Source organism: Aerococcus sp. HMSC23C02, assembly GCF_001806805.1.
Taxonomy (GTDB): Bacteria; Bacillota; Bacilli; order Lactobacillales; family Aerococcaceae; genus Aerococcus; species Aerococcus sanguinicola.
In genome coordinates, this window is record NZ_KV786043.1 from 216,366 (window position 1) to 238,154 (window position 21,789).

At 47.0% G+C, this 21,789-nt stretch carries 19 protein-coding genes; 14 read left to right on the plus strand and 5 right to left on the minus strand.

What is annotated here, in order from left to right; translation table 11 throughout:
* Window positions 1-57: 57 nt before the first annotated feature.
* The 10 genes from HMPREF3090_RS02410 to rbfA all read left to right on the plus strand — a co-directional run bounded on the left by HMPREF3090_RS02410 (window position 58) and on the right by rbfA (window position 12,173).
* Window positions 58-4,356, plus strand: a complete 4,299-nt coding sequence (locus tag HMPREF3090_RS02410) for a PolC-type DNA polymerase III (RefSeq protein WP_070485835.1) — start codon at window positions 58-60, stop codon at window positions 4,354-4,356.
* 129 nt (window positions 4,357-4,485) lie between these two features.
* On the plus strand, window positions 4,486-4,800 hold the full coding sequence (locus HMPREF3090_RS02415; protein WP_067976073.1) for a P-II family nitrogen regulator: 315 nt from the start codon (window positions 4,486-4,488) through the stop codon (window positions 4,798-4,800).
* 38 nt (window positions 4,801-4,838) lie between these two features.
* A complete protein-coding gene (locus tag HMPREF3090_RS02420; RefSeq protein ID WP_067976076.1) occupies window positions 4,839-6,308 on the plus strand; it encodes a DUF1538 domain-containing protein in 1,470 nt (489 codons plus the stop codon).
* 22 nt (window positions 6,309-6,330) lie between these two features.
* Window positions 6,331-7,005, plus strand: a complete 675-nt coding sequence (locus HMPREF3090_RS02425; RefSeq protein ID WP_067976079.1) for a P-II family nitrogen regulator — start codon at window positions 6,331-6,333, stop codon at window positions 7,003-7,005.
* 117 nt (window positions 7,006-7,122) lie between these two features.
* Window positions 7,123-7,596, plus strand: coding sequence for a ribosome maturation factor RimP (gene rimP, locus HMPREF3090_RS02430; protein WP_067976083.1), 474 nt, complete (start codon window positions 7,123-7,125; stop codon window positions 7,594-7,596).
* A 20-nt stretch (window positions 7,597-7,616) separates the two neighbouring features.
* Window positions 7,617-8,954 carry a transcription termination factor NusA gene (gene nusA, locus HMPREF3090_RS02435; protein WP_067976086.1) on the plus strand — a complete coding sequence of 446 codons (1,338 nt, stop codon included), beginning with the start codon at window positions 7,617-7,619 and terminating at the stop codon, window positions 8,952-8,954.
* Between the two features lie 31 nt (window positions 8,955-8,985).
* Window positions 8,986-9,288 carry an RNase P modulator RnpM gene (gene rnpM / locus HMPREF3090_RS02440; RefSeq protein ID WP_067976090.1) on the plus strand — a complete coding sequence of 101 codons (303 nt, stop codon included), beginning with the start codon at window positions 8,986-8,988 and terminating at the stop codon, window positions 9,286-9,288.
* Window positions 9,275-9,562, plus strand: a complete 288-nt coding sequence (locus tag HMPREF3090_RS02445) for a L7Ae/L30e/S12e/Gadd45 family ribosomal protein (RefSeq protein WP_067976093.1) — start codon at window positions 9,275-9,277, stop codon at window positions 9,560-9,562. Before rnpM ends, HMPREF3090_RS02445 begins: the two co-directional genes overlap by 14 nt.
* 63 nt (window positions 9,563-9,625) lie before the next feature.
* Window positions 9,626-11,806 (plus strand): translation initiation factor IF-2, encoded by a 2,181-nt coding sequence (gene infB, locus HMPREF3090_RS02450; protein WP_067976096.1) that lies wholly within the window; start codon window positions 9,626-9,628, stop codon window positions 11,804-11,806.
* Between the two features lie 13 nt (window positions 11,807-11,819).
* On the plus strand, window positions 11,820-12,173 hold the full coding sequence (rbfA, locus tag HMPREF3090_RS02455) for a 30S ribosome-binding factor RbfA (RefSeq protein ID WP_067976099.1): 354 nt from the start codon (window positions 11,820-11,822) through the stop codon (window positions 12,171-12,173).
* A 78-nt stretch (window positions 12,174-12,251) separates the two neighbouring features.
* Here rbfA and HMPREF3090_RS02460 read toward each other — a convergent pair whose 3' ends face one another.
* Entirely contained in the window at window positions 12,252-13,259 is a 1,008-nt protein-coding gene (locus tag HMPREF3090_RS02460; RefSeq protein ID WP_067976101.1) for an MsnO8 family LLM class oxidoreductase, read from the minus strand.
* A gap of 139 nt (window positions 13,260-13,398) precedes the next feature.
* Here HMPREF3090_RS02460 and truB point away from each other — a divergent pair, with 139 nt between their 5' ends.
* Genes truB through hemW form a run of 3 tightly spaced genes read left to right on the plus strand, consistent with a single transcriptional unit; the run spans window position 13,399 to window position 16,438 of the window.
* On the plus strand, window positions 13,399-14,310 hold the full coding sequence (gene truB / locus HMPREF3090_RS02465) for a tRNA pseudouridine(55) synthase TruB (protein ID WP_067976104.1): 912 nt from the start codon (window positions 13,399-13,401) through the stop codon (window positions 14,308-14,310).
* An 11-nt stretch (window positions 14,311-14,321) separates the two neighbouring features.
* Window positions 14,322-15,287, plus strand: a complete 966-nt coding sequence (gene ribF, locus HMPREF3090_RS02470; RefSeq protein WP_070485837.1) for a riboflavin biosynthesis protein RibF — start codon at window positions 14,322-14,324, stop codon at window positions 15,285-15,287.
* The gene (gene hemW / locus HMPREF3090_RS02475; RefSeq protein WP_067976108.1) at window positions 15,284-16,438 is read left to right on the plus strand and encodes a radical SAM family heme chaperone HemW; all 1,155 of its coding nucleotides are present in this window, start codon (window positions 15,284-15,286) and stop codon (window positions 16,436-16,438) included. The genes ribF and hemW overlap by 4 nt, the downstream gene beginning before the upstream one ends.
* Window positions 16,439-16,505: 67 nt before the next feature.
* On the opposite strand, the gene HMPREF3090_RS02480 is transcribed toward hemW, so the two are convergent.
* From HMPREF3090_RS02480 to HMPREF3090_RS02495, 4 genes are all read right to left on the minus strand, one after another.
* Window positions 16,506-17,993 (minus strand): carbon starvation CstA family protein, encoded by a 1,488-nt coding sequence (locus HMPREF3090_RS02480; RefSeq protein ID WP_067976110.1) that lies wholly within the window; start codon window positions 17,991-17,993, stop codon window positions 16,506-16,508.
* 157 nt (window positions 17,994-18,150) lie between these two features.
* On the minus strand, window positions 18,151-18,861 hold the full coding sequence (locus HMPREF3090_RS02485; RefSeq protein ID WP_070485839.1) for a LytR/AlgR family response regulator transcription factor: 711 nt from the start codon (window positions 18,859-18,861) through the stop codon (window positions 18,151-18,153).
* On the minus strand, window positions 18,861-19,895 hold the full coding sequence (locus HMPREF3090_RS02490) for a sensor histidine kinase (protein WP_148130126.1): 1,035 nt from the start codon (window positions 19,893-19,895) through the stop codon (window positions 18,861-18,863). Before HMPREF3090_RS02490 ends, HMPREF3090_RS02485 begins: the two co-directional genes overlap by 1 nt.
* On the minus strand, window positions 19,825-20,571 hold the full coding sequence (locus HMPREF3090_RS02495) for a LytS/YhcK type 5TM receptor domain-containing protein (protein WP_070485842.1): 747 nt from the start codon (window positions 20,569-20,571) through the stop codon (window positions 19,825-19,827). Before HMPREF3090_RS02495 ends, HMPREF3090_RS02490 begins: the two co-directional genes overlap by 71 nt.
* A 191-nt stretch (window positions 20,572-20,762) precedes the next feature.
* Here HMPREF3090_RS02495 and HMPREF3090_RS02500 point away from each other — a divergent pair, with 191 nt between their 5' ends.
* The gene (locus tag HMPREF3090_RS02500) at window positions 20,763-21,614 is read left to right on the plus strand and encodes a MetQ/NlpA family ABC transporter substrate-binding protein (RefSeq protein WP_070485844.1); all 852 of its coding nucleotides are present in this window, start codon (window positions 20,763-20,765) and stop codon (window positions 21,612-21,614) included.
* The last annotated feature ends 175 nt before the right edge of the window (window positions 21,615-21,789 follow it).

The window sequence follows — 21,789 nt, forward strand, 5'->3', positions numbered from 1 at the left end:
TAGCTTATCCTAGGACCAAGCGCCTACCCTTCTTTATTTTAAGAAAGGAGCGTCCTTTTGGAAGAGAAGAAAGAAGCTTTTAACCGTTTGCTTAAGCAAATTAATTTTTCTGATTCCGATTCAAATTTTCAGGCGGGTTGGATTGACCATGTGACCGTCCATACCAAGTCTCGCCTTTATCAATTTACCCTAGCTTTTCCCAAGCAATTAAAGGCTAGTCAATTTAAGGCCCTGGAAGAAGCTTTGCAAGTTGGCTTCCAGTCGATTGCTAAGGTTGACCTAGGCTTGACCTGCTCTAGGGCAGAGGACTGGGAGGCAGAGGAGGTTCTGGCTTATTGGCCCGTAGTAGTTGAACGCAGTCATATCTCTAATGGTCTCGCCCAACAGATTCTCACCCAGCAATTGCCGACTTGGGAGGGGGGAAAGTTTATCTTAAGGGTGGACAACCCGCAAATTCAAGCCTTTTTAGAGACTAATTATTTAGAGGTCATCAAACAGAATTACTTTGTCCTCGGTTTTTCTAACGTGCGCTTTCAAGTGATTGTGGATGAAGCGACAGCTAATGACCGCCAAGCCCAGTTTGAAGCTCGCCAGGAACAATTGGAACGCGAACAGCAGGAGCTGGCTAAGCAGGCCAGTGTCCGCCAGGCCAAGGAAGCTAAGGACAAACCCCGCCCTAGTAAATTAGCGATTGGACGATCTGTGCCCGTAGATAAGCTCCAACCCATGCGCTCATATGTAGAGGAACAATATGGGGCTGCCATGGAAGGGGTTATTTTCGAGAAAGAAGTCCGAGAATTGAAAACGGGCCGGCGGATTTTGAATCTGAAGTTCTCTGACTATACCTCGGCTTATCTGGTCACTATGTTCTCACGCAATGATGAGGATATTGCCGTCTTTGAAGGTCTAGAAGAAGGGATGTGGGTTCGCGTCCAAGGGGAAATCCGGATGGACGACCGGTTTGCCCGCGACTATGTGCTAATGGGTCGTGACCTCGAAGTCATCACTAAGGAGGGGCGCAAGGACCAAGCGGAGGAAGGCAAGAAGCGGATTGAGCTCCACCTCCACTCCAATATGTCGGCCTTAGACGCGACCAATACCATTTCAGACTTTGCCGCCCAAGCTAAGGCCTGGGGACAGCCCGCCATTGCTGTTACGGACCACGGCAATGTCCAAGCTTTCCCTGAGGCCAGCCAGGCTGCCAAGGCCAATGATATTGCCATGATCTACGGCTTAGAAGCTAATGTTGTGGATGACGGGGTACCGATTGCCTACAACCCTCAAGATGTGGACCTGAGCGAGGCCCATTATGTAGTTTTTGACGTGGAAACGACGGGCTTGTCTGCTGCCTATAATCATATTATTGAATTAGCGGCAGTCAAGATGTACAAGGGCAATGTCGAAGAGACCTTTGAGGAATTTATTAATCCAGGCTACCCCTTGCCTGCCCATATTATTGAACTAACTAAGATTACTGACGCCATGCTACAGGGGGCAAGATCGGAAGAAGATGTAATGACAGACTTTCAAAGATTCTGTGAAGGCTGCATCCTAGTCGCCCATAATGCTTCTTTCGATATGGGCTTTATCAACAAGGCCTACAGCCGCCATGGCATGCCTGAGGCGGATAATCCTGTCATTGATACTCTGGAACTCTCACGCTTCCTCCATCCTAATATGAAGTCCCACCGACTGAATACCTTAGCCAAGCATTATAATGTTTCCTTGGAGCAACACCACCGGGCGATCTATGACTCGGAAACAACAGGAGCCTTGGCTTGGATCTTTATCAAAGAAGCGGCCAAAAATCACGATATCCACTCCCATAAGGATCTTAACCAGGATGTCGGCAAAGGGGATGCCTATAAGCACGGCCGTCCTTTCCATGTAACCATCTTGACTAAGAACCAAGCAGGGCTCAAAGACCTCTTCAAACTCGTCTCTGCTTCCAATGTGGATTATTTCTACCGGGTGCCCCGTCTGCCCCGGTCACTCTTAGCTGACCACCGGGAGAATCTCTTGCTGGGTTCGGCCTGTTCTTCGGGCGAATTCTTCGAAGCCGTGATGCAGAAGGGCAAGGAAGAAGCCAAGCGGGTGGCAGAATTCTATGATTACCTGGAAATTATGCCTAAGGGGGTCTACAAGCCTCTGATTGAAGATAATTTAATCCACGATGAGGCAGAGCTTGAAGAAATCATGAAAACCATTATTGAAATCGGCGAAGAGCTCGATAAGCCAGTAGTAGCAACGGGGGATGTCCACTACCTAAATCCTCAAGACAAGCTCTACCGGGAAATTTTAATTAATTCGATTAAATCTAACCGTACCAAGTTTTTCCCCGAAGCTCACTTCCGGACGACAGACGAAATGCTCCACGACTTTGCCTTCTTAGGGGAAAATAAGGCCTACGAAATTGTGGTAGAGAATACCCACAAAATTTTTGACCAGATTGAATTTGTGGAACCCCTTAAAGATAAGCTCTATACCCCAAATATTGATGGGGCCGAGGATGAAATCCGGGAAACTTCCTACCGCGAGGCTCATGCCCTTTATGGAGAGGACTTGCCTGAAATTATCGAGAAGCGCCTAGAAAAAGAATTGACCTCGATCATTGGTAATGGTTTCTCAGTTGTCTACTTGATTTCTGAAAAATTAGTAAAAAAATCCAATTCAGACGGCTACATTGTAGGGAGTCGGGGGTCAGTGGGCTCTTCCTTTGTCGCTACCATGTTGGGAATTACTGAGGTTAACCCCTTGGCCCCCCACTATGTTTGTCCGAATTGTTTTTACAGCCACTTCTTTACGGACGGGAGTGTCGGCTCTGGTTTTGACTTGCCAGATAAGGATTGTCCAGAGTGTGGGCACGCCCTGAATAAAGATGGTCACGATATTCCATTTGAAACCTTCCTAGGCTTTGCGGGGGATAAGGTACCAGATATCGACTTAAACTTCTCGGGTGAATACCAGCCCCAGGCCCATAACTTCACCAAGGTCATGTTCGGGGAAGACCATGTCTACCGAGCAGGAACCATTTCTACAGTGGCTGATAAAACGGCTTATGGTTATGTCCTAGGCTATAACCAGGACCATAACTTGAACCTTAGAAAAACGGAAAAAGATTTTCTCGCTAAGCACACAACAGGGGTCAAACGGACCACTGGCCAGCACCCAGGGGGGATTATTGTTATTCCGGAATACATGGATGTCTATGACTTTACGCCCGTCCAATACCCCGCCGATGACTTGGATTCAGAATGGAAGACCACCCACTTTGACTTCCACTCCATCCACGATAATGTCTTGAAACTCGATATTCTAGGCCACGATGATCCGACGGTTATTCGGAAGCTGCAAGACTTATCCGGCATCGATCCAAAAGATATTCCCATGGATGATCCCGATGTCTACAAGCTCTTCAATGGGACGGAGATCCTAGGCGTTAGTTCAGAAGATATCTTTTCCAAGACGGGGACCCTTGGGATTCCAGAATTTGGGACCTCCTTTACCCGGTCAATGCTAGAAGCTACCCATCCCTCGACCTTTGCGGAACTCCTCCAAATTTCGGGGCTCTCCCACGGGACGGATGTTTGGCTAGGCAATGCGGAAGTCCTGGTTAGAGAGAAGGGCATGCCCCTGTCTGAAGTGATTGGTTGTCGGGACGATATCATGGTCTACCTCATCCACCAGGGGGTTCCTGAACGTGATTCTTTCCAAATTATGGAAAAGGTGCGTAAGGGCAAGGGGCTCTCGGATGAACACAAGGCCATTATGAATGAGCACCAAGTCCCCCAATGGTATATGGCGTCCTGTGAAAAAATTAAATACATGTTCCCTAAAGCTCACGCAGCAGCCTATGTAATCAATGCTATTCGGGTGGCCTGGTTCAAGGTCCACCATCCCATTTGGTATTACTGTGCTTATCTTAGTGTCCGGGCCAATGACTTTGACCTCGTCGCCATGGCGAATGGCCTCCAGTCAACGAAGACAGCTCTCAAGGCGATCTACAGTAAAGGTAATGATGCGGCGGTCAAAGACCATGCCGTTCAAGTCGTCTTAGAAATTGTCAATGAGATGTGGGAGCGGGGCTTTAACTTTAAGATGGTCGATCTTTATAAGTCCGATGCCCAAGACTTTGTGATTGAAGGGGAAGATACCTTGATTGCCCCCTTTAGAGCCATTCCGGGCTTAGGACTCAATGTGGCCAAACAAATTGTTAAGGCTCGCCAAGAGTCCGAATTCTTGTCCAAGGAAGACCTTAAGAAGCGGGGCAAGGTCTCCCAGTCGACGATCGACTTTATGTCTGAGCAGGGCATCTTAAACGGCTTGCCAGAAGAGAACCAACTTTCTCTCTTCTAGGGTTCAAGCAAGCGGATTGTTCGCTTTCTTTCAAATGATTATGCTATGATAGTAACGTAGGTCTATTAATAAATGAAAAAGCCAATTATTGGGCTAGAATAAGAAACGTTAAGGAAAGGAGTTGTGACAGTGAATACAGGAAAAGAAATGCTTATGGTCATTGTAGACCGTGATACCAGTGATGAAGTGATCGAGGTAGCCCGGCAAGCCGGCGCCCAGGGAGCGACTGTGCTTCATGGCCGCGGCACGGGGCATGAGGACAAGCTATCGGCCTTCCATATCCATGTCGAACCACAAAAAGAATTGGTTATGATGGCAGTCGAAGCTGACCAAGTAGATAGTATCAGCCAAGCCATAGCTGAAGCCTTGGACTTTAACCAACCAGGGACTGGGATCCTTTTTAGCCTACCGATCAATGAAACGACTGGATTATATGAAGGATAAATTTGAAAGAAAAAACATGAGAGAAAAAGGAGGACTTTATGGATGTTTTAATCGATAAGTTCAAAGAGGTAGCTTTTTCTGTCATTCCGCTAGTTGTTATTGTTTTATTAATATCAATGTTTGCTGTTAACGTACCCTCTACCATGATGATGAGTTTCGTCATTGGGGCAGTATTGATTTTAGTGGGATTGACCATCTTCCTCTTTGGCATTGAAATCGGGATGACGCCGATTGGGAACCATCTGGGGGACCATGTGGCAGGAAATCCCTCGCGAATTGCCATTGCTGTTTTGAGTTTTATTATTGGTTTTGCGGTAACGATAGCGGAACCAGACTTACTAATTCTCGGCCAGCAAATTGAAAATGCAACTTCGGGTGTCTTGCCCGGTACAGTGACTGTAGTGGCTGTCTCTGTCGGAGTTGGTGTTATGATTGCCTTTGGGGTCTTCAGATTGTTGAAGAACTTTCCCTTGAAATATTTCTTCGCCATTGTTTATGCTTTGATTCTTATCTTGGCTATTTTTTCCGATAATTCGGCGATTGCTATGGGCTTTGATGCCTCAGGTGCAACAACAGGAGCTTTAACGACGCCCTTTATTTTGGCCTTATCGGGAGCTCTAGCAGCTAAAGCTGGGGGCAAACAAGCAGAAGAAAACTCCTTCGGTCTAGTTGGGGCGATGTCAACTGGCCCTATTCTGGCGGTGCTTTTCTTAATCCTCTTTTCCCAAACGGACTTGCAGGCAGCTGAATCAACGGTGGAATATTCGAACAGTGTAATCGGCCCCATCCTTGCTGCAATCTGGCCGACTTTGAAAGAGTCCTTGATTGCCTTGGTTCCAATTGTTTTATTCTTTATCTTCATGAATTGGCGCTACTTTAAGTTGAAGGGCCAAGAACTCGGCGATATCTTTAAAGGGATTATCTATACAGTTGTTGGTTTGACTATTTTCTTAGTTGGCGTTAACCAAGGTTTTATGGATATGGGCCACTTCTTAGGCCAAGCCATTGCCGAAATGGGTGATTGGTGGCTGATTATTGCTGGCTTTACCCTAGGTATGGTGGTTGTTCTAGCTGAACCTGCTGTCCACGTTCTGGGTGAGCAGGTGGAAGACATCACTGGGGGCCATATCCACAACAAGGTTCTGATGGGGGCCTTGTCTATCGGGGTTGCCCTAGCTGTAGGACTTTCTATGGTGAGAATTTTAAATAGTAATTTAGCCATCTGGCACTTCTTATTGCCAGGCTTTGGGCTAGCTATCCTCTTATCCTTTATGGTACCGAATCTCTTTACCGGGATTGCCTTTGATGCGGGTGGGGTAGCTTCGGGCCCGATGACCGCTACCTTTATCTTGGCCTTTGCCCAGGGTGCAGCGGACTTCTTACCCAATGCCGATGCCCTGGATGCTTTCGGCGTCATAGCTTTTGTTGCTATGGTACCCGTGGTTATGGTAGAATTACTCGGCTTAGTCTTTAAGATTCAAACCAAGAAGACAGGAATTGAAGAATAGAAAGGGGTTGTCAACTAGCCTAATGGAAACCGTATTATTCTTAGCAGTCGTCAAGGCTGGGACCGCGAGCCAATTGATTAAAGCGGCTAAAGCAGTTGGGGCGCCAGGAGGCACAGTGATTCGTGCGGAAGGTACAATCAGCAGTCGTCTGGCCCATGCCCTCGGCTTTCACGATTCCAAACGTGAAGTCGTTTTGATTGCAGTGGATAAGTCCCTAGAAGGACGCCTCCACCAAGAATTGAATGACAAATTGAAGCTCGATCGCAAAGGTAAGGGGGTCCTCTTCTCCTTTGATATTTCTAGCTTCCAGGGCAGTAAGCAGATTAACAGCCCATTTGATGAAAGCCAGGTAGAAGCTTCCGATAGCCAGCTGATGACGGTTATTGTTGACCGGCAGATGGGCGACCAAGTGGTAGAAGTTTCCCGTGAAGCTGGTGCCCGAGGTGCAACGATCCTGCACGGGCGTGGAACAGGTGTGCATGAGACGGGCAAGGTCTTTAACTTCCCGATTGAACTTGAAAAAGAGATCGTGGTTATGGTGATCCCAAGCGCTCTCGTTCAAGAAATTTCAGATAAAATTATTACTGAAACAGACTTATGCAAACCAGGGCGCGGGATTTTGTTCACTGTGCCCGTGAATTCCAAACGTGGACTCGTTCCACCCAAGCCAGCAGACGAAGTGTCAAGTGAGCTTTAGTCTAAAAACATTGCTATTTGGCGCGCATCATGTTAAACTATAAATGTAATTAAGGGACCAGTGAGGAGTGAGCGGGAACGCTCACTCTTTTTCATGAAATAGAAAGTGGGGGATTGTGTGGCAAGAGTCATTGATGAAGTCAGAACGTTAATCGAGCCGAAGTTAGAGGAACTCGCTTATGACTTGTTCGACATGGAATATACAAAAGAAGGAAAGAATTGGTATCTGCGTATCTATATCGATAAGCTTGGAGGGGTCACCATTGAAGACTGTGTGACTGTTTCAGAAGTTTTATCAGAAATTTTAGACCAAGCAGATCCTGATCCAATCCCTGGCGCTTATTATCTGGAAGTTTCATCGCCCGGTGCCGAGCGTCCACTGAAGAATGAGGCGGATATCCAAGCTTCCATTGGCAAATGGGTCCACCTCAAGCTCTATCAAGCCTTTGAAGGGGCTAAGGAATGGGAAGGACGCCTCCTCCAAGCAGATGAAGAAGCTTTTACCATAGAAGTTAAAGATAAGACGCGGCGGATTGAAAAGACGATTCCGCGTCAGCTTGTGGCCTTAATTCGTTTGGCCATTGAATTTTAATTGAGTTAAAGGGGATTAGAATGGGAAAAGAATTAATTCAAGCCTTTGAAACATTGGAAAACGAAAAAGGAATTTCAAAGGAAGTTATTATTGAAGCCTTGGAAGCAGCCCTTGTTTCTGCTTACAAGCGTAATTACAAACAAGCACAGAACGTGGAAGTCCACTTCGATGAGAAGAAGGGTGAAATCAAGGTCTATGCGGTTAAAGAAGTCGTCGACCTCGTGATGGACTCAACCCTGGAAGTTTCCTTGGAAGAGGCCCACGAACGGAATACCGCTTATGAGGTGGGGGATAAGATTCGCTTCGAGGTCACCCCTAAAGACTTCGGCCGGATTGCTGCCCAAACTGCTAAACAAGTGGTTACCCAACGGATCCGTGAGGCGGAACGCAATATCATCTATAATGAATTTATCGATTATGAAGATGATCTATTGACAGGGACTGTTGAGCGTCAAGACCGTCGCTATGTTTATATTAATCTAGGGAAGATCGAAGCGGCCTTAACACCAGAAGGTCAAATTCCAGGTGAACACTTTGAATCCCACGATCGTGTCCAAGTTTATGTGGAAAGGGTCGAAAATACGACTAAGGGCCCTCAAATTTATGTCAGTCGCAGCCATCCTAATATGTTGAAGCGACTTTTTGAACAAGAAGTACCGGAGATTTATGATGGGACGGTTGAAATCAAGGCCATTGCCCGTGAAGCTGGAGACCGGTCCAAGATGGCTGTTTACTCTCATGACCCTAATGTGGACGCAGTCGGAACCTGCGTTGGCCCACGGGGTTCGCGTGTACAGACCATTGTGGATGAACTTCACGGTGAGAATATGGACATTGTGGAATGGACAGAAGATCCAGCCCAATTGATCAAGAATGCCCTGAATCCAGCAGAGGTTCTAGAAGTTCACTTCGTTCCTAATGAACGCTCTTGTGTGGTCGTTGTGCCTAACCACCACCTTTCCCTAGCGATTGGGAAACGGGGGCAAAATGCCCGCTTGGCGGCTAAACTGACCAACTATAAGATTGATATTAAGTCAGAAGAAGAATTCGATGCCTTCCAAGCTTCAGAAGAGTATGAAGCGCTCTTCCATCCCGAGATGGTTGAGGAAGAAGTGCTGGCTGAGGAAGGCACTGCGCCTGCTGAACCAGCAGAAGATGATGAGCTTTTAGCGGTTGCGGATGAAGTGGAAGCTATTGAAGAAGAAGTAGCTGCTGAGGACCTAGATGACCAAGGTCTCCGTGCTGACGATATCGAAGAAGGCAATCTTGGCCCTGACCAGATGGAAGATGCGGTAGCCGATATCGAAAATGATAGCGAGACCTCTTATGACGACTTACAAGAGGACTTTGAAATTTAGGTCGAGCCAGTGACTTGAAGGAGGGACAGCCTTGAAAAAGAAAAAAATTCCCATGCGGAAATGTGTGGTCTCCAATGAACAGGTCCCTAAGAAGGACTTAGTGCGTGTGGTCCGAACACCTGAAAAGGAAGTCGCCATTGACCCCAGCGGTAAAATGAATGGCCGCGGTGCTTATGTGAGCTTGGACTCAGACCTCGTCCAAAAAGCCTGGGACAAACATCTCCTGGACCGTCATCTCAATGTCGATATTTCAGATGAATTCTACGAAGAATTGAAAGCCTACGTTGCCCACCAAAAGGCGCGTAAGGAATTATTTGAAAATGAAGAATTCTAAGTTAAACCGCCTGGGCCTAGCCCAAGTGGCGGGTAAATTGGAGAGTGGCGAAGACCAAGTGCTTAAGGCAATTCGTTCAGGCCAAGCTAAGTTGGTTTTTGTAGCCAATGATGCCAGCCCGCGGACACAAAAAAAATTTAAAGATAAATGTTCATATTATAAGATACCTATTAACTTAGACCATGATACGCTAGCTATCAGCCAGGCACTGGGCAAGAAACGTTCGACTTGTGCCCTAACTGATTCTGGTTTTGCCAAGGCGTTTTTGGACTAAGCCTAATTAAAGTAAGTATAGGAGAGAAAAATATGAGTGCATAGATAAAGGGAAGGTGATGACATGTCAAAAAAACGTGTCTATGAGTACGCAAAAGAAAAGAACTTATCCAGTAAGGAAGTATTGAAGAAAGCCAAAGAAGCCGGCCTAGAATTCAAGAGCCATATGTCTTCAATGTCTGATGATCAAATTAAACAGCTTGACCAAGCCCTAGCGAAGAAGAAGGACCAGGACAAGCCTGCCCAGAATACGCAAAAGGCCAAGAAAAATAACACGAATAAAGCGAAAGCAAATGACCAAGACAAGAAGGGCAAAACAAAGAAAGATCAGGCAAAAGGAAATATGAGCAAAAACAAAAATAAGAAGAAAAATCAAAATAAACGGCAGCGTAACCAGAATAAAAACAACCACAAGCATCCAAACTACAACAAACGGAAGAAAATCCACCATGACCAACCTAAGAACAATAAGCCTAAGGAACTTCCAGAAAAAGTTGTCTTTACCGACGGGATGACAGTGGCTGAGCTGGCTAAGAAAATTAAACGCTCACCAGCTGATATCATTAAGAAGCTCTTCATGATGGGGATCATGGCCACTCAAAACGAATCCCTAGAGCGTGATGCCATTGAATTAATCCTCGATGATTACGGCATTGAAGCCGAAGAAAAAGTAATTGTTGACCGGTCTGACTTTGACCACTACTTCGAAGAAGCAGCCAATGAAGAGGAAGACAAGCTGAAGAGCCGTCCCGCTGTTGTGACGATTATGGGTCACGTTGACCACGGGAAAACCACCTTATTGGATTACTTGCGTCAAGCCAATGTGGTTGAAGGTGAAGCCGGGGGCATTACCCAGCACATCGGGGCCTACCAGGTCAAGGCCAATGATGAATTGATTACCTTCCTCGATACCCCAGGACACGCGGCCTTCACTACCATGCGGGCTCGTGGGGCAGACGTTACCGATATTGTTATCATTGTTGTTGCGGCAGATGATGGCGTAATGCCACAGACTGTTGAAGCGATCAACCATGCCAAAGCAGCTGATGTGCCAATCATTGTTGCTGTCAACAAGATCGATAAGCCAACTGCCAATCCTGACCGGGTGAAAAATGAGTTAATGGAATACGGCCTAGTCCCTGAAGAATGGGGCGGGGACACCATCTTTGTCAATATTTCTGCTAAGTTTGGGGAAAATATCGATGAACTATTAGAAATGATTCTACTGATCTCTGAAGTGGAAGAATATAAGGCCAACCCAGATACCTATGCTATCGGCTCTGTAATTGAAGCCCGCTTGGATGCCCATCGTGGGGCCATTGCTACGGTCTTAGTTCAAAATGGGACCCTCCATACTGGAGATGCTATTGTTGTTGGGGATACCTATGGCCGGGTTCGGACCATGGTCAATGACCAGGGCCGCCGCATCCATGACGCCAGCCCATCTACTCCAGTCGAAATCACTGGTCTGCAAAATGCGCCTTCAGCTGGGGACCGCTTCGTTGTCTTTGAAGATGAGAAGACAGCGCGTACGGTAGGTGAAGAACGCGCTTCTCGGGCTCAAGAAGAACGTCGCCAAGCCCATACCAAGGTTACCTTGGATAATCTCTTTGATACCATTAAGGAAGGTCAAATGAAGACCGTTAATGTGATTATCAAGGCCGACGTCCAAGGTTCAGCTGAAGCCCTAGCAGGTAGCTTGAAGAAGATCGATGTGGAAGATGTTCGCGTTGATATTGTCCACAGTGCTGTCGGTGCGGTAAACGAAAGTGACGTGACCCTTGCTTCCGCTTCCAACGCTATCATTATTGGCTTCAACGTACGCCCAACCCCTCAAGCTAAGGCCCAAGCCCAAGCTGAAGATGTTGAAATCCGTCTCCACAATGTCATCTATAATGCCATCCAAGAGATTGAAGACGCCATGACCGGCCTCCTTGATCCTGAATACGAAGAACAAGTGACAGGTGAAGTGGTTATCCGTGAAACCTACAAGGTATCTAAAGTCGGAACCATCGGTGGGGCCTATGTCACTAACGGTGTGATTCGTCGCTCTAGCAAGGTCCGCGTGATCCGCGATAATATTGTTATCTACGATGGTGAATTGGCTTCTCTGCGTCGTTTCAAAGACGATGTGAAAGAAGTCAGCAAGGGCTTTGAATGCGGCTTAATGATCGAAAACTATAACGATATCAAGGTTGATGATATTATTGAACCTTACGAAATGGTTGAAATTAAACGTAAATAAGAGGTGAAAAATTATGGCTAAGTACCGTGTGGAACGCGTTGCCCAGGAAATCCTCCGGGAAGTCAATGACATCCTGCAAAAACGGGTCAAAGATCCCCGGGTCGAAAACGTCACCATCACTGATGTTGATGTAACTGGCGACCTCCAACAAGCCACGGTTTACTATTCGACTCTAGATAAGTCCGAAAGTAAGCGAGAAGAAGTGCAAAAAGGCTTAGACAAGGCATCTGGCCTTATCCGAAGTGAAGTTGGTAAGCGCCTGCAAATTTATAAAACACCTGAATTAAGCTTTAAGCGCGATAGTTCGCTCGAATACGGTGAGCATATCGATGCCTTGTTGAATAAGATTAAAGCTGAAGACAAATAGAAAAAGATTTTATTCTTTAAATGACAAAAAAGCAAGCCAGGACTGGATCCATCCAGTTCCTGGCTTGCTTTTTAAGGTTTAAGCTTGGGCGAGCTGGTCGTAGATTAATTGATAGGACCGGCGCCGGGCATCTTGGTCTGCTAGAGGCGTGTAGATCATGATTTCATCAAATTGATAGCGATCTTTTTCTTCCAGCAGAATATCGCGCACTTCTTCGGCCGTTCCTTTGACGAAGATCCGTCGTTTTTCTTGTTCTTGAATAAAGTGTTCGGCCTGAGGGGATAAGTTGATAGCTGCAGCTTCTTCGGCAGATAAGATGGGGTTAAAGCGGTTTTGAGCCTGTTCGAAGCGGGCGATTTCCAAGGACTTAGCTTGGTAGTCTGCTTCTTCATGGCTGTCTGCTGCGACCACCATATAGGTCGACATGGTTTGTGGTTCTTGGTGGAAGGCGCTTGGGCGGAAGCTTTGCCGGTAGTGGTTGAAGATATCAACCGGCGCTTTAACCCCAAAGAACTTGGCAAAGCTATAGCCCATTCCTAAACGACCACTGTGGCCCGCTGAGTCACCGCTCGAGCCTAGCATCCAAGCTTGGGGCAGGCTTTCAAGTCCCTGGGGCGAGGCTTCAATCCCTTGATAGAGAGGGTCTGTCCGGTCTTCTTCACTGATGAATTGGAGAATGGTCGCTGTTTTTTGGTAGAGATCATCCGGCCAGTTGGGGTCGCCTTGGCCCAGGGCATAGATTGCCTGACGTCCTCCGCCTGGTGCCCGTCCAATACCGAGGTCCACCCGGTCAGGAGCTAGCGTGGCTAATGATTTGAAGACTTCAGCAATCTTCAGAGGGGAATAGTGCATGATCATGGTCCCTCCCGTCCCCACACGAATTTGTTGGCTAGCAGCAGCCACATAGGCAGCAAGGATTTCTGGAGCGGAAGAACCGTGCGTTCCTGAGCCATGGTGTTCCGCATACCAGATCCGCTGGTAGCCGATTTGGTCGAGGTACTGGGCGAGTTGGATACTGTCGGCATAGGCCTGGCTTAAGTTTTTATCCTTGGGCCGGCTAATGAGATCGAGAGCAGATAATTTCATGTAAAGGCCTCCTTACTTTTTATTAGATTCTATCAGCTTATTTGAAGGAAAGCAAAAATTCCAGATTCCTTAGCAGATACCTTCAGCTTTCCAGGGGAATTTGTTATAATGACTGAGATACGGAGAAGGAGGATTGTTTATGGATGGGATTATTGCTTTATGGAAAGAAAAAGGCATGACCAGTCATGACTGCGTCTTTAAACTTAGAAAAATACTGAAGACTAAAAAAGTGGGACACACAGGAACTCTCGACCCCAATGTCGATGGGGTCTTGCCTATTTGTGTTGGTAAGGCGACTAAGCTGGTTGATTTTATGGTGGATAAGGATAAGGTCTATCGCGGTGAAATTTGCCTAGGTTTCGCTACGGATACCCAGGACTTGGATGGCCAAGTGGTAGCTGAGAGTTTTCTGGATATGCCACTTACCGATGAGGATTTAGCTGAAGGTTTGAGCTCACTAGAAGGTTGGATTGACCAGGTGCCACCGATGTACTCAGCGGTCAAGGTGAAGGGACGCCGCCTCTATGACTATGCCCGTGCAGGGGAGACAGTTGAGCGTCCCAAGCGCAAGGCCCGGGTCGATTATTTTGCGCAGACAGGCCCCATGACTTACAATAAAGATAAAGGACGTTTGACCTTTCCATTTGAAGTCAAGTGCGGCAAGGGGACCTATATTCGGACCCTAGCGACGGACCTCGGCGCTTATTTCGGCCAAGAAGCGACGATGACCCAACTGACTCGGATAGCCTCGACCCCCTTTAAAGCCAGTGATTGTTACCGTCTAGAAGAGATTAAAGCGATGATGGAAGCTGGCGACGACCAGTCCTTCCTCCATCCCCTTGATGAGCTCTTGGCCCAATATCCGATCTGGCAAGTTCCTGATCATTTAAAGAAATTGGTGGCCAATGGGGCCGTTCTGAATCAAGAAAATTTACCTACTGAATTGGCTGACAAGTTACCCGTGCGCGCTTATATCGACGGTCAGCTCAAGGCACTCTACGGCCAGCATCCAGACTTATCGGAACAAATGAAACCATTAAAAATGTTTTAGTGAGGGATTCTATGCAGACAATTAAATTACACCATCCATTCTCTAATGACCAAGTTCTAAAAGGGCCTATTGTGCTAGCACTAGGTTTCTTTGATGGGGTCCACCGGGGCCATCAGCGGGTCTTAGCGGCCGCTCGGCGTGAGGCTAGTAAGCGCCGCCTACCCCTAGTTGCTATGACTTTTGACATGGCGCCGAGCATCATGTATCAAGAACTCAAGCCAACTGAGGTGAAATACTTAACCACAGTTGAGGCTAAGGAGCGGCTAATGGCCCACCATGGTGTGGACTATCTCTACCTCGTCCAGTACACTAGTCAATTTGCCTACCAAACGCCCCAAGAATTTGTTGACCACTACATGGCTGGCTTGAATGCCGCTGTTGTGGTGGCGGGTTTTGACTATACTTATGGTAAGAAGGATATTGCCAATATGCAGACACTGCCGGACTATGCCAAGGGCCGCTTTGAGATCGTTGAAGTGCCTGAACTCGCCTTCCAAAACAAAAAGATTGGTAGTAGGCGGATCAAAACCCTTCTTGAAGAAGGCCAACTTGGAGCGGCCAACCAGGCTCTGGGCCACCCTTACTTCTTCAAGGGCACAGTAATCCATGGCGAGAAGCGGGGACGGACCCTGGGCTATCCCACGGCGAATTTAAGCTTTAGCGAGGAAGTTTTAGTCCCTGCCGTTGGGGTCTACGCTGTGGAATGTGAGCTCAACCACCATCTCTACCGGGGAATGGCATCGATTGGTTACAATGTGACTTTCGGTGACAACCGCGAACAGACGGTGGAAATTAACTTGCTAGATTTTGAAGAAGAGATCTATGGGGAAACCATGACCGTCTTCTGGCATGCTTATTTAAGGCCTGAATTAAAATTTGATTCGGCAGAAGCCTTAGTGGCCCAGCTCCACCAGGATGCCCTGGATACAGCGACTTATTTCGACCAACAGGCTTTAGAAGAAATGAATGAGGGATAAGCTTGGCACAATCGATTTATATCCACATTCCTTTCTGTAATCATATCTGCTACTATTGCGACTTTAACAAGGTCTTTATCGAAAACCAGCCAGTGGATGACTACATCTCTGCTTTGGGATGCGAGTACCGGGCCTTTGCCCAAGAATTAGGTCAGGAAAAAATTGAAACCATTTATGTGGGAGGTGGGACCCCTTCCAGCCTTAATGAAGCCCAGATTGAAGCGGTCTTTCAGTCTCTCTATCCTTTGATTGACTTGAGTCCAGAAGCGGAAATTTCTTTTGAAATCAATCCCAATGACATCACGGCTGACAAGTTAGCTACGCTTAAAGCACAAGGGGTTAACCGCCTGAGTATCGGGGTTCAGACCTTTAATAATGAACTCTTACGAAAAATTGGCCGTAAACACTCGGCTGAAGAAGCTGTTGCCGGTATCCGTTTGGCCCAAGATATGGGCTTTGACAACCTTTCCATGGATTTAATTTTTGCCTTGCCGAAGCAAACATTGGCTGATTTTGAAGATTCTTTACACCAGGCTTTAGAGCTAGACCTGCCCCATTATTCCATTTATTCTTTGATCTTAGAGAAGAAGACGGTCTTCTATAACTTGATGCGCCAGGGCAAACTTCCCTTGCCTAGCCAGGATTTGGAAGCTGAGATGTTCCAAGTAGCTATTGACGCTATGGAGGGAGCAGGCCGCCGCCATTATGAAGTTTCTAATTATGGGCTGCCCGGCTATGAATCCCGGCATAACTTGGCCTATTGGGACAATGCCGAGTATTTTGGTTTTGGGGCAGGGGCTCATGGCTATTTGAAGGGTTGGCGTTATCAAAATCATGGCCCTATCCAGCACTATCTCGAAGCTGTGGCTGACCAAGGCCATGCCATCCTTAGAAAGCAAGAATTATCCTTAGAACAGCGCATAGAAGAAGAGATGTTCCTGGGCTTAAGAGAAGCTGGTGGAGTTTCTCGGGCCCGCTTTAAGGCGGACTTTGGCATCGACCTCTACGACTTATACCAGGATGCCATCGACCAGCTCCTAGACCAGGGCTTGATAGTCTTCGATGAGGACCATATTGCCTTAAGCCACCATGGCCTTTTCCTCGGTAACGAGGTCTTCCAAGCCTTTCTTCTCTCCGACGAGACCGACTAGGGCCAATCAAAATGAAAAAGCATCCCAGATTCTCTTTGACAGAGGTCTGGGATGCTTTTGCTATTGATTAAATTTCTTGTTTACTAGCTTGGACATTAATCGGACGTTGGTCGTTTAAGAGGGGATCATCGGGGCTGAGTGCGGCTTTTTGGCGCTTGCCAGAGATCCAGTAGAGGGCGAAGATAAGGGCTGTGATAATGAAACCTACAATATAAGTTGTTGTTGATAGGGACATTCTAAAGCCGATTGGTTCGCTCAAGATATAAACCACTACTGCTAGTAACATGAAGAGGCTTGGAATCAGGGTGATTAAGTAATTGCGACTCTTGAGATAGAGGTAGCGGGTAGACACAAGAAGTGAAATCACAGCGGTCACTTGGTTGGCCCAGTTAAAGTAGCGCCAAAGCACTTGAAAGTCCACGAAGGTGAGGACAAAGGAAATGGCATAGAGGGGTAAGGTGATCGCAAGGATCTTTTTCATCGTATCTTGTTTAATGTTCAGGTAGTCAGCTAGGATAGCACGCAGACTGCGGAAGGCCGAAAGTCCTGACGAAAGCGGGAGGACGATGACTCCCATGATGGCTAGGGTCCCGAAGATACTACCGAGCAGGAGGTAAGAAACCTCATTGACGACAACAGATGGTGTACCTGATGCAATCATTTCACTTAGGGTCTTACCGTCGAATAAGGTGAGGGAAGCCGCTAGCCAAATCATGGCGATGACCCCTTCAGCGATCATCATCCCATAGAAGGTATACCGGCCTTCGCGTTCATTGGTCATCGTCCGAGAAACCATGGGTGCCTGGGTGGCGTGGAAGCCGGATAGGGCCCCACAGGAGATGGTGAAGAACATACCCGGGAAGATAGCTAATTTATCTGGGTGGAAGTTCTGCAAAGTAGCCAGGCTTAATTCAGGCATAGAGGCATGGTCGACCATGATTAAGCGCAGGCCGATTGCTGCTGTCGAAATGATTAGGATAGCACCAAACCAGGGATAGACCTTACCCAAGGCCTTATCAATCGGCAGGATCGTTGAAATAAGGTAGTAGATAAAGATGGCAATCACAATACCGATCAGTGGGACGCCAGCAGGTAAGATTAATTTAATAAGGCTGGCAGGGGACATGACAAAGACCGTCCCGACCAGGAGAAGTAAGAGCATGGCAAAAATATTAACCACATGCTTGACAATATTTCCGAGATAACGTCCTGTCAATTCGGGGAGGTGAGCCCCATTATTACGCAGGGAAATCATCCCGATCATATAGTCATGGACAGCTCCCGCAAAGATGCAGCCAATGATAATCCAAAGATAGGCTACAGGACCGTAGAGGGCACCCATAATTGGGCCAAAAATTGGACCCGTTCCGGCAATATTGAGCAATTCAATAATGGCATTCTTCTGTTTAGACATGGGAACAAAGTCTAAGTTATCGCGGAGGGCCTCAGCCGGTGTTGTCCGGTTGGGTTCAATCTGGAAGTTCCGCTCGACAAAGCGCCCGTAAACAAAATAGCCAAGGATCAATAGGGCAATGCCGCCTAAAAATGTAAACATATAAAGTGCTCCTTTCTTATGTAATCGCTTTATATGTTGTTAGGATAGCATATTTTAAAGTTTTTTTAATCTTTTTGCCGCGAAATGACTAGGGGGACGCTTGAATTAACTAAATGCGCCAGTGAAATGCGGGCGCCTGTGATCGCTTTTTTAGGACTTAAAAGCCCAGCTTATCGCGGAAAATTTTCGTATAGGACCGACTGACTGGAACCTTGAGCTGGTCTAGGCTGAGCATATAAGTTTGGTTGAAATAGGGTTCGATCCGTTTGATGGCAGATAGGCGGACGATATAAGAGCGGTGGACTTGGAGAAAATCTTGATCAGCTAGCTTTTCTGCAAAGCTCTTGAGGGTCTCTGAACTATTATAAGACTGACTACTTGTATAAAGAAGGGTATTGCCTGCTTCTGCTACAATGGCTTGGATGTCCGCTTGGTCGAGCAGGACAATGGCCTCTCCTTCCTGGATGGGAAAACGTTTGGGACTGGCTTTTGAACCAGCTTGTGGCCGCTTGGCTAGTTGATCAATCTTTTGGATACACTGCTCGATACGGTCTTCTTCGAAGGGTTTCATGATATAGTCCACGGCATCCAAGTTGAAGGCATCCAGGGCATATTCCTGGTAGGCCGTCGCAAAGACCACTAGAGGGGGGTTGGGCATCTGCCGGATGACATCGGCAATTTTAAGGCCTGTCTCGCCTACTAACTGCACATCTAAAAAGACTAGGTCAATCTTCTGACTCAAGAGCACTGTTAGGGCCTCTTCAACACTAGCAGCCTCTTCGATTTGCCAATCTTTGCGTTGGTTATGGATGAGGTATTGGAGTTCGTCACGGGCTAGGGGTTCATCATCAACAAGTAAAAGATGCATTAGTCATTCTTCCTTTCAATTGGGATGAGGCAGCTCACTCGGGCGCCTGCCTGGGAGGTCTCGATGTCGAACTGAGCCTGGTCATTGTAGAGGGTTTTTAGACGCTGGCGGATATTGTTGAGGGCCGTTCCGTTCCCCTTGCTTGGAACACTTTCATTATTAAAGATCGCCGCTAATTTATCCTCCCCTATGCCAGAGCCATTGTCGCTGACGCTTAAGGCCAGTTCTTGGTCTTGGACCTGTACCCTGATGGTCAGAGCCTGGTCGCTCTTGTTTGCCTTATTTTCAAAGGCATGCTGGATGGCATTCTCAACTAACATTTGGAGGACAAAAGGAGGAATTAAGAGGTCCAGGCTAGCGGGATCAATCTCCTTTGAAATATGATAGCGGTCAGGGAAACGCGCTTGGATAATGGAAAGATAGGCTTGGATATGTTCCAATTCCTGGCTGATGCTAATTTTTTCATTGCGGGCCCCATTCAGATTGGCCCGGAAATAGTGGCTCAATTCAATCAGGAGTTGCCGGGCGCGGTTGGGATCTAAACGCACTAAGGAACTGATGGTGTTCATGGCATTGAAGAAGAAGTGGGGGTTGACCTGGGCTTGGAGCGACTTAATTTCAGCATCCTTCAAAAGCCGGGTGTTCTGGTCAGCAATTTTTAATTCGTATTGCATGGAGAGAATCTGGGAAAGCCCAAGGAGGATTTCTTCGATCAAGGGATTGGGTTCCGCATGGCTATTGAATTCTAGGATAAAAAGGCTGTGCAAGTCTTCCTTGACGAAGATGGGCAGGGAGAGGAAATCGCCAACTTGGATGAGCTGTCCTGGCTTGACTTGACCATGGTAGGCTTGCCAAAAATAGTTGATTTGGTCATGACTGAGGGCGAGTGACTTGGGATAGGCGTAGAGCTGGCTCTTGGGGCTATAGACGGCGATGGCTCGGAGGTCGAAGCTCTCATAGAGTTTAAGTGAAATGATCTCTGCACTCTCTTGGGTCATTCGACTGGAGAAGTAGGGCAGAATCTTTTGGGTCACCAGGAAAATATTCTTGGTCTGGGAAATCTTCGCCCACTCTAAGTCGCGCAAACTTTGTTGGATAACGCTCAAAAAAAAGCCAGATTCCTAGACCATCCGTTACTAGCATAGGTAGGGCAATGACTTGAAGGAGGGAATGGGCTTCCTGGCTAGAAGGAGAGAGGAGGGCAATCAGGGCCAATTGGATTAGCTCTAAGCCCATAAGCGAGAGAGCGGCCTGGCGGACTTGGATAGCCTTGAGCGAACTGGGGAAAAACTGACCGAGATAGGCTGCTGCTAAGCCGATACAGAGGGAGGACGTCACATAGATATATGCCGTGTCCCCACCCTGGAGCCAGCGGATTAAAGCCGATAGACCAGCAATGGGCAAGCTCAGGGCAAAGCCACCAACTAGACCGGCGATACCGATAATAACCACCCGGAAGTTAGCAATAGCAGAGCCCGCCTGGATGGACCAGGTATGAACGGGAACAATCTCCCTTGAAGCGAGGATTTCAATCCCAGAAATATTGGCAAAGACCGTGAAGGCAGCAAAGACAACCAATAAGACCAGGTAGTCTTTTTTTGATTGACGGTTGACCAGGGCCTCCTTGAAGCGGGGAATATAGAGGAGGGCGTAGGCGAGAAGAACCATCAAGCCGGCCCGCTCCATCAACAGCATAAAAAGTTCAAGCATTTAACGAGCCTCTCTTCATGAAAAAATAGTTGGGTTGAGCAGTTATATACACATTGGTCGTTTTTCTTTAACTACTGCTAAGTTTAACAGATTCTCCCAAAAGCGACTAGAGGCTTAAGATTGCCTCTTACAATTTTTGATTTTGTCATTATAATAAGAATAAAGTGTTTTTATTAGAAAGGAATGATTAGATGATAAGAAAAGGATGGCGATTGGTCCTCCTGGTCTCCTTGGTCTTCTTATTAGGAGCCTGCCAGGGACAGAAGGGGCAACAGAAGGTATTAATTGGTTCTAAGGCTTCGGATGCTGAAATCTGGCGCTATATTGCTAAGTCGGATGCAGCTAAGGAGGCTGGTTTTGAGATTGAGGTTAAAGATTTTGTCGAAGGTCCAGTTCTCAATACAGCGACGGCTGAAGGAGAGGTTGATGTCAATGCCTTCCAGAATTTTGCCTACATGAATAGCTTCAACCAAGAACAAGGCGACTCCCTTGAAGCCCTGGGATCGACATATTTTGAACCCATGGGCTTGTATTCCGCTAAATTGGACAAGTTGGAAGACCTGGACCAAGGGGCTCATATCGGCTTAGCTGACTATCCTTCTGACCAGTCCCGGGCCTTGCTCTTGCTTCAAGCAGCGGGCTTAATTGAGTTAACAGATGAAGAGAAGAGCCTCTACAGTGTGGATGATATCCAAGCCAACCCCAAACAATTAAATTTTGACGTGATGAATGAGAATACCCTACCACGCAGCTTGACTGACCTAGATGCGGCCTGCATCGGGAACACGATTGCTATGGAAGCAGGCTTGGACCTAGAAGAGGATACGATCTATAAGGAAAGTGTCAATGACGATACTCTGGGCAGCGTCAATATCCTTGCGGTTGCCAAGGACCATCCCAATAAAGAAGCCCTTAAAAAACTTCTCGACCTCTACCATTCAGAGGATGTTCAAAATTTTGTTAAGGAAAAATTTAAAGGGACTAAACAGCCGGTTAAATTAGACCAGGAAGAAATTCAAGCAGCCAGTCAATACGAGAAGTAAGAGGCACTAACCAAAAGTCATGTTCAATTTGTTCATGGCTTTTTTATTTAAAATGGGCATCCCTTAACCTTTGAAACTAGGACTCTTTAGCCTAAGCAAATACTTTAGATCTTTGACCCAGTGCGCATATAATTTCTCTAGTTAAAAGATCAAAAAAAATGTTTGACTATTGTTG